Origin of the sequence: Pseudomonas sp. RW409 (genome assembly GCF_003184125.1) — a bacterium.
Taxonomy (GTDB): domain Bacteria; phylum Pseudomonadota; class Gammaproteobacteria; order Pseudomonadales; family Pseudomonadaceae; genus Aquipseudomonas; species Aquipseudomonas chlororaphis_I.
Window position 1 is genome coordinate 532,962 of sequence record NZ_QHHP01000042.1, and the last position, 12,472, is coordinate 545,433.

Consider the following 12,472-nt stretch of genomic DNA (forward strand, 5'->3'; position numbering starts at 1 on the left):
CGCAGGCGCCACATCGGGTGCCGCGGCCTGTTCTGAGGAGTACGCATGGCTGTCTACAACTACGACGTAGTGGTGCTGGGTTCAGGCCCCGCTGGAGAAGGTGCGGCAATGAACGCCGCGAAAGCAGGACGCAAGGTAGCGATGGTCGATAGCCGTCGCCAGGTCGGCGGTAACTGCACCCACCTGGGCACCATCCCGTCCAAGGCCTTGCGTCACTCGGTCCGGCAGATCATGCAGTTCAACACCAACCCGATGTTCCGGGCCATTGGCGAGCCGCGCTGGTTCTCGTTCCCCGACGTACTGAAAAGCGCCGAGAAGGTCATCTCCAAGCAGGTCGCCTCGCGCACCGGCTACTACGCGCGTAACCGGGTCGACGTGTTCTTCGGCACCGGCAGCTTCGCCGACGAGCAGACCATCGAAGTGGTCTGCGCCAACGGTGTGGTCGAGAAGCTGGTGGCCAAGCACATCATCATCGCCACCGGCTCGCGCCCGTATCGCCCGGCCGATATCGATTTCCACCACCCGCGTATCTACGATAGCGACACCATCCTCAGCCTCGGCCACACCCCGCGCAAACTCATCGTTTACGGCGCCGGTGTGATCGGTTGTGAATATGCGTCGATCTTCAGTGGCCTGGGGGTACTGGTCGAGCTGGTGGACAACCGCGGCCAGTTGCTGAGCTTCCTGGACTCCGAGATCTCCCAGGCGCTGAGCTACCACTTCAGCAACAACAACATCACCGTGCGCCACAACGAGGAATACGACCGCGTCGAAGGCCTCGACAACGGCGTGATCCTGCACCTCAAGTCGGGTAAGAAGATCAAGGCCGACGCCTTGCTCTGGTGCAATGGCCGGACCGGCAACACCGACCGGCTGGGCATGGAAAACATCGGGGTCAAGGTCAACAGCCGTGGCCAGATCGAAGTGGACGAGAACTACCGCACCTGCGTGCCGAACATCTACGGCGCCGGTGACGTGATCGGCTGGCCGAGCCTGGCCAGTGCCGCCCATGACCAGGGTCGTTCGGCCGCCGGCAGCATCGTCGACAACGGCAGCTGGCGCTTCGTCAACGATGTACCGACCGGGATCTACACCATTCCGGAGATCAGCTCGATCGGCAAGAACGAGCAGGAACTGACCCAGGCCAAGGTGCCGTACGAAGTGGGCAAGGCCTTCTTCAAGAGCATGGCCCGCGCGCAGATCGCCGGTGAGCCGCAAGGCATGCTGAAGATCCTGTTCCACCGCGAAACCCTGGAAGTCCTGGGCGTGCACTGCTTCGGCTACCAGGCTTCGGAGATCGTGCACATCGGCCAGGCGATCATGAACCAGCCGGGCGAGCTCAATACCCTGAAGTACTTCGTCAACACCACGTTCAACTACCCGACCATGGCCGAAGCCTATCGGGTCGCAGCTTACGACGGCCTCAACCGGCTTTTTTGAGCGACTCCGGCCGGTGGCCTGAGCCGGCCGGGGAGACCGATTTCAGTAACTCTCGAGCGTGGCGCTGGCCAAACCGGGAAAGTCTGTAATCAGGCTGTCTACGCCGAAGTCGGCGAGCCTGCGCATCAGTGCAGGCTCGTTGACTGTCCACACCGACACATGCAAACCCTGACGCTGCGCCCGTTGCAGCCGCTCCGGGGTGCAGAGTGTCCAGTTCAACGCCAGCATCTCGCAGCCGTAGCTTTGCGCGACCTTCAACGGGTCGAGCCAGGCGTATTCGGCGACCAGCCCGCGCGACAGATCCGGGGTCAATTCGACAGCCGCCTTGAGCACTTCCCGTGAACTGGAGGTGACGGTGACCTTGTCCAGCAGGCCGAAACGCTGGGCCATTTCGCGAATCGCCAACACCGTGGTGGCGGCACGGGTGCGCGAGGCGCTCTTGACCTCCAGCTGCCAGTGCTCGAAGTCGCACTTTTCGAACAGTTCTTCCAGGCGCGGGATCGGGCAGGGCGTGACCCAGCCCGGGCCACCCTTGCGGGCGTCGTAGGTCACCAGTTCTTCGGCGCTGTGTTCGACCACCTTGCCGCGGCGGTCGGTGGTGCGCTTGAGGGTGGGGTCGTGGATCACCATCAGCTCGCCGTCCATGGACAGGTGCAGGTCCAGTTCGCAACGGCGTACGCCATGCTTGAGGCACTGCTGGAAGCTGGTCAGGGTGTTTTCCGGTGCTTCGCCTTTAGCGCCGCGGTGGCCATAAATCAGGGTCACGATTGCTCCTTCACGGAAATTTTTCCATTAGATGGTCAGTGCTGCGCGATGGGGCCACAGGTCAGTCGGCGGCCGGGTCGTTCTGCTCTCGGGCCTGGCGACGTTCCTGGGCTTGCTTCTGCAGGATATAGCGCGCCAGCAACTGGCGTTGGGCGTCGGTCAATGATTCGAACTCGGTACCGATTTCGAACGTGCCGAAACTGCGGGTTTCACAGTGGGTGACCTTGGCCCGCAACAACAGGCCCAAGGCCTGGGGCATCAGCAGCAGCTTGACCGCCAGGTGGGTGCCGGCCGGGTAGGACAGGTGATGTTCGAACTCGATGCCGCCTTCGGAGAGAATCACCCGCTGCGGTTCGCCGAACTTGCCGAGCACGGTCTGCGCCACCACCTGGCTGAGCAGGTCGATGCGCTTGTTCATGGTCTTGAGGTAGTTGGCCAGGGTCCGGTCGCGCTCGCTGACCTGGCGCAGCAGGTGCTGCGATTCGAATTCGCTCAGATGCAACTCGCTGAGCAGGTTGAACAGCGGCGACGCATCCTGCAACACTTCCTTGCTCGCCGCTTCGTGGGCGGACAAGGGGCTAATTTCCAGTGCGATCGTGTCCTCGATACGGTAGTATTCGCGGCGATCTTCTTCATCTAATGTCGACATGGCGAACCCATGGTAGCGGCGGTGGTCTGAGTGTAAAGCTGCTTACCTGGACCCGCCACAAGGACGTCTTCTTTTCCTCCGAACAAGCCCCGACATGTTCAGACCTCTCTTCGTATTTATTGGCACGCGTTATACCCGTGCAAAGCGTCGCAATCATTTCGTGTCATTCATTTCCCTGACCTCGATGATCGGACTCGCCCTGGGCGTGGTCGTGATGATCGTCGTGCTGTCGGTGATGAATGGCTTCGACCATGAGATGCGCACCCGCGTGCTGGGCATGGTGCCCCACGCGACCATTGAGTCCGGTGAGCCGATCAGCGACTGGCAAGGCCTGGCCGACAAGGTCAAGCAGAACCCCAAGGTGCTGGCGGTTGCGCCCTTCACCCAGATGCAGGGGTTGCTGACCAATAACGGCCAGGTGCAGAAAGTCCTGCTCAACGCCATCGATCCGGCCAAGGAACGCCAGGTTTCGATCATCGATAACTTCATGAAGCAGGGCAAGCTGGACGACCTGGCGCCCGGCAGATTCGGCATCGTGATCGGCGACAAGGCGGCGACCAAGCTGGGGGTTGGCCTGGGCGACAAACTGACCTTCGTCGCGCCCGAGGTCACGGTGACCCCGGCCGGGATGTTCCCGCGCATGAAGCGTTTTACCGTGGTCGGCATCTTCCATGTTGGCGCCGGTGAGCTGGACGGCTATCTGGGCCTGACCAACCTCGACGACCTGGGCCGCCTGCACCGCTGGAAGCCGGATCAGGTCCAGGGCCTGCGCCTGAAGTTCGACGACCTGTTCCAGGCGCCACGCACCGCCTGGGAAATTGCCGAGCATCTGGGCGAGAACCAGTACTACGCCCGTGACTGGACCCGTACCCACGGCAACCTGTACCAGGCCATCCGCATGGAAAAAGCCATGATCGGCCTGCTGTTGCTGCTGATCGTCGCTGTTGCCGCCTTCAACATCATTTCCACCCTGGTGATGGTAGTGAACGACAAGAAGGGCGATATCGCGATCCTGCGCACCCTGGGGGCGACGCCGGCCAGCATCATGGCGACCTTCATGGTCCAGGGCACGGTGATCGGTGTGATCGGTACTTTGATCGGCGCCGTGGTCGGGATGTTCGCGGCGTTGAACGTCAGCGCGGCGATCTCGGCCCTCGAAGGCCTGATCGGGCACAAATTCCTCAATGCCGACGTGTACTTCATCGACTACCTGCCATCGCAACTGATGGCCGAAGACGTGTTGATGGTCTGCGGTGCGGCACTGGTCCTGAGTTTCCTCGCCACCCTGTATCCAGCCTGGCGTGCCGCGCGCACCCAGCCTGCGGAGGCGCTACGTTATGAGTGAGTTGGGCATGAGTGAAAAAGCAATTCTGAGCTGCCGCGACCTGGGCAAGTCCTACGAGGAAGGTCCGGAGTCGGTGGTGGTGTTGTCCGGCCTGCAACTGGAGTTGCACCCGGGCGAACGGGTGGCGATCGTCGGTACCTCCGGTTCGGGCAAAAGTACCTTGCTCAACCTGCTGGGCGGCCTCGACACGCCAACCAAGGGCAGCGTCTGGCTCGACGGTGAAGAGCTTTCGGCACTGAGCGAGAAGGGCCGCGGCCTGTTGCGCAACCGCTCCCTCGGTTTCGTCTACCAGTTCCACCATTTGCTGCCGGAATTCACCGCCCTGGAAAACGTCTGCATGCCGCTGCTGATCGGCAAGACCGCGATCCCGGAAGCCCGTCAGCGGGCCACGGCCTTGCTGGAGCGGGTCGGGCTGGCCCATCGCCTGGAGCACAAGCCGGCCGAGCTGTCCGGTGGCGAACGCCAGCGTGTGGCCATCGCTCGCGCCCTGGTCAACAAGCCAGGGCTGGTGATGCTCGACGAGCCGACCGGCAACCTCGATTCCCACACCGCGCAAGGCATTCAGGATTTGATGCTGGAACTCAGTACCTCGATGCGTACCGCGTTCCTGGTGGTGACCCACGACATGAACCTGGCTCGCCAGATGGATCGCGTCCTGCACCTGCAGGAAGGTTTCCTGACACCCATCTGACTGGCTGCAACCCGGCGCCTGAAACAGGCGCCGGGTCTTTAATTTCCATACGGTGCCCCAGCGAATGTTCAGACCGTTATCGATCTTTATCGGCACGCGCTATACCCGCGCCAAGCGCCGCAATCGCTTTGTTTCCTTCATCTCCATGACCTCGATGATCGGCCTCGCCCTGGGCGTGCTGGCGATGATCGTGGTGTTGTCGGTGATGAACGGTTTCCAGCGCGAAATGAGCTCGCGCATCCTCGGCATGGTGCCCCACGCCACCATCGTCGGCGTCAAGCCGATCGACGACTGGCAGCCGGTGGCCGCCGCGGCGATGAAAAATCCCGAGGTGACGGCCGCGGTGCCGTTCACCGAGATGGAGGGCATGCTCTCCTACAAGGGCTCGATGCAGCCGATTCAGATCAGCGGCATCGACCCGGCCCAGGAAGGCAAGGTCTCCATCGTTGCCCAGCACATCGTGCAGGGCCGTCTGGATGCCTTGAAACCGGGCGAGTTCGGGGTGGTGATCGGTGAGATCACGGCACGCCGCTTCCGCCTGAATGTCGGCGACAAGCTGACCCTGATCGTGCCGGAAATCAGCTCTGCGCCGGGCGGCATCACCCCGCGCATGCAGCGTTTGAACGTGGTCGGGGTGTTCAAGGTCGGGGCCGAACTCGACGGTTCCATGGGCTTGATCCATGTGGCCGATGCCGCCGAGATGCAGCATTGGCAGCCGAACCAGGTGCAGAGCGTGCGCCTGGCGGTCAAGGACCTGTACGCCGCGCCCAAGGTTTCCAGCGACATCGCGGCCAGCCTGGGCGCTGGCTTCAAGGCCGATGACTGGACCCACACCCAGGGCAGCCTGTTCAGCGCGATGAAGATGGAAAAGACCATGATCGGCCTGTTGCTGCTGATGATCGTCGCCGTGGCCGCGTTCAACATCATCGCCACGCTGATCATGGTGGTGAACGACAAGGGCGCGGACATCGCGATCCTGCGCACCATCGGCGCCACGCCACGGCAGATCATGGCGATCTTCATGGTCCAGGGCACGGTGATCGGCATCGTCGGCACCTTGATCGGTGGCGTGCTGGGGGTGATCGCGGCGTTGAACGTCAGTGCGCTGGTGGGTTGGCTGGAACGGGTCAGCGGCCAGCACATCTTCAGTTCCGACGTGTACTTCGTCAGCAACCTGCCTTCCGAGCTGCAGGGCGGCGACGTGGCCCTGATCTGCACCGCGGGTTTTGTCCTGAGCTTCCTGGCGACCCTGTATCCAGCCTGGCGCGCGGCGAAAGTCGAGCCGGCGACGGCGTTGCGTTACTCCTAAGGCCCAAGCCCGCTATCGCGAGCAAGCTCACTCCTCCGGGGAGCTTGCTCGCAACCCCTGCGCTAGTCCTGCCTCGGCAACTCAATTACAAAACTCGTCCGGCCCTGCGCCGATTCGCAACGAATCTGCCCGCCATGGGCGCGGATGATCGATTGAGTGATGGCCAGCCCCAAGCCTGCATGTTCACTGCTGCCTTCATGGCGCGCCGGGTCGGCGCGGTAGAAGCGGTCGAACAGCCGTGGCAAGCGTTCAGGCGGAATACCTTCGCCGGTGTTTTCCACCCGCAGGTATGAAGCCTTGGCGGTCTCGCCAAGCCGCACCCGCACTTCACCGCCAGCCGGGGTGAAGCGCAGGGCGTTGTCCAGCAGGTTGGAAAGGGCGCGACGCAACATGCTGCGGTCGCCCTGGATCTTCGCACTGCCTTCGCGCCCCAGGGCGATGCCGGCGTCTTCGGCCAGCGGCGAATAGAACTCCAGCAGCATGTCGGTTTCGTCACCCAGCTCCAGGGCTTCGCGCTTTGGCGTCAGCAGGCCATGGTCGGCCTTGGCCAGGTAGAGCATGTCGTTGACCAGTTGGGCCATCCACTGCAACTCTTCGAGGTTGCTGTGCAGCGCTTCGCGATAGTCTTCCAGCGCCCGTGGGCGGGTGAGGGTGACCTGGGTGTGGGTCAGCAGGTTCGACAGTGGGGTGCGCAGTTCATGGGCGATGTCCGCCGAGAACGCGGAGAGACGCTGGAAGGAGTCGTCCAGGCGCCCGAGCATGGCATTGAAGGCCTGGGCCAGTTCGGCCAGTTCGCCGGGCATCTGCTGCTCCGGCAAGCGCTGGGTCAGCGAGCTGGCTGAAACACCCGCGGCGACCTCGCTCATCCGCCGTAACGGACGCAGGCCGCTGCGCGCCGCCCAGGCCCCGAGCAGCGCAGTGGCCAGTGCCGAAAGGCCGACGGTCAGCCAGATCAGGTGCTGCATGCGTTGCAGGAAGTGCTGGTGGTGGGTGATATCGAGCATCAGGGTCAGCTCTGGCGAGCCGGCCTGGCCGGGCTCCAGGGCTGCACTGTAGATGCGGTAGGCGGTACCGTCGTGTTGCAGACTGTGCAGTCCGGTCGGCTGGGCCGCAGTGGCCGGCAACCCCTTGGCGCTGTCGAACCAGACGGCGCCATCCGCGCCTGTGACCCGCAGCGTCAGGTCCGGTTGATGGCTGAGTTCATCCTGCAACTGCGCCTTGCGTTCGGCAAAGCGTTGCGGGTCGGCGGCGCCCTGCAGCGCACTGCGCATGGCGATCAGCTTGCCTTCCAGCAGTTGCTGGTCGAGTTCGATGAAGTGCGCCTCGCTGGCGCGGCTGAACAGCACCCCGGCGAGCAACGAAACCACTGCGGTGCAGCCGGCGAACAACAGGGCCAGGCGCCCACTCAGGGTCAAGCGGCGCATCAGGCCTGGCGCTCTTCGAGCACGTAGCCCATGCCGCGCACGGTGTGGATCAGCTTGTTGGGGTAATCGTCATCGATCTTCAGGCGCAGGCGGCGGATCGCCACTTCGATGACATTGGTGTCGCTGTCGAAGTTCATGTCCCAGACCTGAGAGGCGATCAACGTCTTGGGCAATACTTCGCCCTGGCGTCGCAGGAGCATTTCCAGCAGCGAGAACTCCTTGGCGGTGAGGTCGATGCGTTGGCCGTTGCGTTCGACCCGTCGGCGAATCAGGTCCAGGCGCAGGTCCGCCAGTTGCAGGGTGGTTTCCTGGGGCGTGGAGCTGCCGCGGCGCAGCAGGCTGCGAACCCGGGCCAGGAGTTCGGAGAAGGCGAAAGGCTTGACCAGGTAATCGTCGGCGCCCAGCTCCAGGCCGTGAACCCGGTCTTCCACCGCATCGCGCGCGGTCAGGAACAGTACCGGTATCTCCAGCCCGGCGCCGCGCACGGCTTGCAGGATCTGCCAGCCATCGCGGCCCGGCAGCATCACGTCGAGAATCAACAGGGAATAGTCGCCGGTCAGCGCCAAGTGTTGGCCGGTGGTGCCATCGGCCACCAGCTCGGCATTGAAGCCGGCCTCGCTCAGGCCCTGGCGCAGGTAGTGGCCGGTTTTCGGTTGGTCTTCGACGATCAGCAATTTCATGGGCGACTCATGGCAAATGGAACGCGGGCTTTATACCGTGGGCAACGGCCGCATGGCACAAGCTGACAAAGTTGTAATTTAGTAGTCAGCCAGCTGGCAGCGGTGCGGCCTTAGAGTTTCACACACGCTGAACCTCATCTTATTGGAGTACGACTATGTTTTTACCCAAGAGTGTTTTACCTCGTTCGTTGACGCTGGCCGCGTGTTTGCTGGCATTGGGTGCACCGGCCTGGGCATCGCCGGCGCAGACCTACGATTTCGGTCAGGCGGCCTCGGCGGCCAAGGCCACGCGTACGGTGGAAGTGGTCATGAACGACATGTCCTACACCCCCAAGAGCCTGGACATCAAGGCTGGCGAGACCGTGCGTTTCGTCTTGATCAACAAGGGCCAGTTGCTGCATGAGCTCAATCTCGGTACCGCGGCCATGCATGCCGAGCACCAGCAGGAAATGCTGAAGATGCAGCAGAGCGGCATGCTGACACCTACCGCGATGAAGAGTATGCCCGCCGGGGCCATGGATCACGCCGCCATGGGGCATGGCGCGATGCCCGGCATGAAGCACGACGATCCGAACAGCGTGCTGGTGGAGCCGGGCAAGACCGCTGAGCTGACCTGGACCTTCAGCAAGGCCGGCAGCCTGGAGTTCGCCTGCAATATCCCGGGGCACTATCAGGCGGGCATGGTCGGCAAGCTGACCGTCAGCCAGTAAGCGCCTGGGGCTCAAAGGCGGAGGCAAAGACTGATAGAATCGCCTGATTCTTCAGTCAGGTTTCCGCCATGCATCCCGCAGCCGAACATTCGCCGCTGGGCAAGTCCAGTGAATACGTCTCCACCTACACACCGTCCTTGCTGTTCCCGATCCCGCGGGCGGCGAAATGGGCCGAGCTGGGCCTGAGCGCCGACACCCTGCCTTATAAAGGCGTGGACTTCTGGAACTGCTTCGAGCTGTCCTGGCTGCTGCCTTCCGGCAAGCCGGTGGTGGCCATCGCCGAGTTCAGCATTCCGGCGGACTCACCGAACATCATCGAGTCGAAGTCGTTCAAGCTGTACCTCAACTCGCTGAACCAGACCCCTTTCGCGGATCGCCAGAGCCTGGAAGAAACCTTGCGTGCCGACCTCTCGGCGGCAGCCGGCAAGCCGGTGGGCGTGCGGATCCGCAGCCTGGGCGAAGTGGAGGCAGAAGGTGTGGTGGCCTTGCCGGGGACCTGCATCGACGAGCTGGATATCAACGTCAGCAGCTATGAACATCCACGTCCGGAGCTGCTGCAGTGCGACAGGTCGCGGATTGTCGAGGAGAGCGTGCACAGTCATCTGCTCAAATCCAATTGCCCGGTCACCAGCCAGCCGGACTGGGGCAGCGTGGTGGTGGAGTACCGTGGCCCGGCGCTGGATCACGCCAGCCTGCTGGCCTACCTGGTGAGCTTCCGCCAGCACTCGGACTTCCATGAGCAATGCGTGGAGCGGATTTTCCTCGACCTGCAGCGTTTGCTGCAGCCGGAGAAGCTCACGGTGTATGCGCGTTATGTGCGTCGTGGCGGCCTGGACATCAACCCGTATCGCAGCACCGAAACCGCGAGTTTCGCCAACTTCCGACTGGTTCGCCAGTAATGAAAAAGCCCCGCTCTGGTAGCGGGGCTTTTTTTGTTTGTAAGGGGGTTAAATCCCCATGTTGCCGAGGGTTTGCACGATGTTGCGCAAGGTGCCGGCAATGGCGGGGTGCTCAAGCTCGAAGCGTTCGACGGCGAGGTTGACCCCGTCGGCCAGGCTGGTGTCCTGGGTGGCGTTTTCCAGTTTGAGCTCGAGCTCGATCTGTTGCATCAATTCCTGCAGATTGGCGCGTTCTGCTTCCGAAAGCGGTGGGTTCTGCTCCAATTGCTCGCGCAGGGTATTGAGCTGTTCTTGCAGTTCGCGGGCAGGCATGGCGTTCTCCCTTCATTGATAGGCACAGCCATGGACCGCGCCGATTCGCTAAAGGTCCATGTCTGAACCTTAGCGTAATCCACTCGCGGGCAATGTGCATGATCTTGATCAAGTCAGGGTTTTTCACCCTTCAGGCGACGCTGGCCGATGTCGGCGAGGCAGGTCGGCAGCTCTCCCAGATGGTCGATCACCGAGTGCACGCCGAGGCTGAATAGATGCAGGGTCGCCTTGCCACGCTTGAGCTCGCGTTCCTGCTGACTCAGCGCCTGCCATTGCGCCGGGCTCATGCCACAGAGCGAACCGCAGGACGCCAGGCCGATGGTCCACAGGCCGGCGTTGAGGCCCGATTGCAGCAGGCGCGGTTCGCCGCTGACCAGCACGCAGCCGTCCAGCCGGCTGGCATTCAGGGCCATCAGCGCCTGCCAGCAGGCATCGGGAGCAGGCCAGCGGGAGCCTGTGTTGGGGGAGGCGATGACCCAGTCGGGTAGTGAACTCGCCAGGCGCTGGCTGAGACTGTCGGGCAATTCGTCGAGCCAGGCGCAAGGTACGCCTTGTTGTTGCAGGCTGTGCAGGATGTCCAGGGCGCCGTGGGTGGCGTGGGCCTGTTCCAGGACCGGGTGATCGGCGCTGTGCAGGCGCATCCGCGCGCCGAAATCCACCAGGCAACCGCTGAGGCCAAAGAGCACGGCGGTCAAGGTGGGGGCGGATACAGGCAAGGCTTCGGCGTGAGGCATCGTGACGTCCCTGAAATACCTTGCAAGCGTATCGACGGCAGATGACCGTTGGGTGACAGCCTCGTGAACAGGCCATGCAAACGAGGGGGGAGAGGGCTAAGCGCTGCGCCAGTGCTGCATAAATGGATATATCCGACTTATACTAGCGCGCTTACCGCCAGGGCATAGCGCCCGCGACAGTACAATCCAAGGAGTTTCTGCTATGCGCTGGAGCAATCGTCTCGCTCAGCTTATGTGTGCCGGCATGCTGCTGGTGCCGGTTTTGGCCCACGCTGCGGAAGACGATCCGTGGGAAAGCATCAACCGTCCGATCTTCACCTTCAACGACACCATCGATACCTATGCGCTGAAACCCTTGGCAAAAGGTTATCAGGCCGTAACGCCGCAATTTCTCGAAGACGGCATTCACAACTTCTTCCGTAACATCGGTGATGTCGGCAACCTGGCCAACGATATCCTGCAGGCCAAGCCCCATGCCGCTGCCGTCGACACTGCGCGGCTGTTGATGAACACCACCATCGGCGTAGCGGGCTTTTTCGATGTGAGCACCAAGATGGGTTTGCAGCGTAACGATGAAGACTTCGGCCAGACCCTGGGTTACTGGGGGGTCGGCAGCGGTCCTTACGTGATGCTGCCGTTCTTCGGTCCGAGCACCCTGCGCGACGCGCCGGCCAAGTATGTGGACAGCTTTACCGACGGTTACCGTTATGTGAACGACGTGCCGGTACGTAACAGCGTGTTTGCCCTGGAGGTCGTCGACACCCGCGCCAGCCTGCTGTCGAGCGAGAAGCTGATCAGTGGCGACAAGTACACCTTCATTCGCAATGCCTACCTGCAGAACCGCGAATTCAAGGTCAAGGACGGCAAGGTCGAAGACGATTTTTAAGCTTTGACCCAGTCATGAAAAAGGCGGCCTCGAGGCCGCCTTTTTTCATGGGTTTCAGAATCAGTTCATCTTCAGGATTGTAAGGCCAAGTTTCTGGCCGTTGCCTTCCAGTTCGGTGACCCAGACCACTTCGGTGTCCGCTTCCAGTCCCCTGAGGGCAGCATGGTCGGAATCGATACGCACGCTGAGCTGGTCGCCAACCTTGAATGAGCGTGGTGCCCGGACCTGCATGCCACTGCTGGAAAGGTCGATACAGACGGCTGAAATCACCTGGCCCTGATGGATCAGCGTGACCTCTGCATCCACCCGCATGCGGATGTAATCGCGCTTTTCACTGTAGTCACGATCGTTTGGGCTCATAGGCTCCATCCTGCGTTTAAGTTGCGGATTTGTCTGTTCTTATAACTCCCGGTGATTTGAGGTGTAAAGACGTCCAGCGACCATCGGCATGAGCTTGAAACGCCCCGCGGATGGGAGTACCGTCTGCGCCTTAGAAGGGCACCTCTGATGGTCGAGCGTGCAGGGCTACGGGCCCTGGCTCCGTTTCCAGAGTGGCTAGAAAGCGAATCCAGTAGTGTGTGTCCAGGCCTCGTGCCCAGCCACCTACGCCAACCTAATTCTGGCGCCG

Annotated in this window: 14 protein-coding genes; 7 read left to right on the plus strand and 7 right to left on the minus strand. The window is 62.1% G+C overall.

Annotation, left to right across the window (positions count from 1 at the left end; genetic code table 11):
* Positions 1 to 45: 45 nt before the first annotated feature.
* Positions 46 to 1,440: a Si-specific NAD(P)(+) transhydrogenase gene (gene sthA, locus DK261_RS29350; RefSeq protein WP_007926939.1), complete on the plus strand. Its 1,395-nt coding sequence runs from the start codon at positions 46 to 48 to the stop codon at positions 1,438 to 1,440.
* 42 nt (positions 1,441 to 1,482) lie between these two features.
* Here sthA and DK261_RS29355 read toward each other — a convergent pair whose 3' ends face one another.
* Positions 1,483 to 2,205 (minus strand): glycerophosphodiester phosphodiesterase family protein, encoded by a 723-nt coding sequence (locus DK261_RS29355; protein WP_009047975.1) that lies wholly within the window; start codon positions 2,203 to 2,205, stop codon positions 1,483 to 1,485.
* 61 nt (positions 2,206 to 2,266) lie between these two features.
* Positions 2,267 to 2,854: a PilZ domain-containing protein gene (locus DK261_RS29360; RefSeq protein ID WP_009047976.1), complete on the minus strand. Its 588-nt coding sequence runs from the start codon at positions 2,852 to 2,854 to the stop codon at positions 2,267 to 2,269.
* Positions 2,855 to 2,948: 94 nt separating this feature from the next.
* Between DK261_RS29360 and DK261_RS29365 the strand changes: the two genes are divergently transcribed.
* The 3 genes from DK261_RS29365 to DK261_RS29375 all read left to right on the plus strand — a co-directional run bounded on the left by DK261_RS29365 (position 2,949) and on the right by DK261_RS29375 (position 6,199).
* Complete coding sequence (locus DK261_RS29365) at positions 2,949 to 4,199, plus strand: lipoprotein-releasing ABC transporter permease subunit (RefSeq protein ID WP_039967885.1); 1,251 nt, start codon at positions 2,949 to 2,951, stop codon at positions 4,197 to 4,199.
* Between the two features lie 7 nt (positions 4,200 to 4,206).
* Positions 4,207 to 4,890: a lipoprotein-releasing ABC transporter ATP-binding protein LolD gene (gene lolD, locus DK261_RS29370; RefSeq protein WP_164485326.1), complete on the plus strand. Its 684-nt coding sequence runs from the start codon at positions 4,207 to 4,209 to the stop codon at positions 4,888 to 4,890.
* 64 nt (positions 4,891 to 4,954) lie between these two features.
* Positions 4,955 to 6,199 (plus strand): lipoprotein-releasing ABC transporter permease subunit, encoded by a 1,245-nt coding sequence (locus tag DK261_RS29375; RefSeq protein WP_009047979.1) that lies wholly within the window; start codon positions 4,955 to 4,957, stop codon positions 6,197 to 6,199.
* A gap of 62 nt (positions 6,200 to 6,261) precedes the next feature.
* Here the strand turns inward: DK261_RS29375 and DK261_RS29380 are convergent, their stop codons facing one another.
* Entirely contained in the window at positions 6,262 to 7,623 is a 1,362-nt protein-coding gene (locus tag DK261_RS29380) for a heavy metal sensor histidine kinase (protein WP_110177232.1), read from the minus strand.
* A complete protein-coding gene (locus DK261_RS29385; RefSeq protein ID WP_007926961.1) occupies positions 7,623 to 8,303 on the minus strand; it encodes a heavy metal response regulator transcription factor in 681 nt (226 codons plus the stop codon). The genes DK261_RS29380 and DK261_RS29385 overlap by 1 nt, the downstream gene beginning before the upstream one ends.
* A gap of 155 nt (positions 8,304 to 8,458) precedes the next feature.
* Between DK261_RS29385 and DK261_RS29390 the strand changes: the two genes are divergently transcribed.
* Both DK261_RS29390 and queF read left to right on the plus strand, forming a co-directional pair.
* Positions 8,459 to 9,013, plus strand: coding sequence for a plastocyanin/azurin family copper-binding protein (locus tag DK261_RS29390; protein ID WP_009047981.1), 555 nt, complete (start codon positions 8,459 to 8,461; stop codon positions 9,011 to 9,013).
* 68 nt (positions 9,014 to 9,081) lie between these two features.
* Complete coding sequence (queF, locus tag DK261_RS29395; protein ID WP_016704931.1) at positions 9,082 to 9,912, plus strand: NADPH-dependent 7-cyano-7-deazaguanine reductase QueF; 831 nt, start codon at positions 9,082 to 9,084, stop codon at positions 9,910 to 9,912.
* 48 nt (positions 9,913 to 9,960) lie between these two features.
* On the opposite strand, the gene DK261_RS29400 is transcribed toward queF, so the two are convergent.
* Both DK261_RS29400 and DK261_RS29405 read right to left on the minus strand, forming a co-directional pair.
* The gene (locus tag DK261_RS29400) at positions 9,961 to 10,224 is read right to left on the minus strand and encodes a DUF4404 family protein (RefSeq protein WP_007926964.1); all 264 of its coding nucleotides are present in this window, start codon (positions 10,222 to 10,224) and stop codon (positions 9,961 to 9,963) included.
* Positions 10,225 to 10,337: 113 nt separating this feature from the next.
* Positions 10,338 to 10,958: a hypothetical protein gene (locus tag DK261_RS29405; protein ID WP_009047983.1), complete on the minus strand. Its 621-nt coding sequence runs from the start codon at positions 10,956 to 10,958 to the stop codon at positions 10,338 to 10,340.
* A 202-nt stretch (positions 10,959 to 11,160) separates the two neighbouring features.
* On the opposite strand from DK261_RS29405, the gene DK261_RS29410 reads away from it, so the two are divergent.
* Positions 11,161 to 11,844 carry a VacJ family lipoprotein gene (locus DK261_RS29410; protein ID WP_009047984.1) on the plus strand — a complete coding sequence of 228 codons (684 nt, stop codon included), beginning with the start codon at positions 11,161 to 11,163 and terminating at the stop codon, positions 11,842 to 11,844.
* 60 nt (positions 11,845 to 11,904) lie between these two features.
* On the opposite strand, the gene DK261_RS29415 is transcribed toward DK261_RS29410, so the two are convergent.
* Entirely contained in the window at positions 11,905 to 12,204 is a 300-nt protein-coding gene (locus DK261_RS29415; protein ID WP_009047985.1) for a PilZ domain-containing protein, read from the minus strand.
* Between the last annotated feature and the right edge of the window lie 268 nt (positions 12,205 to 12,472).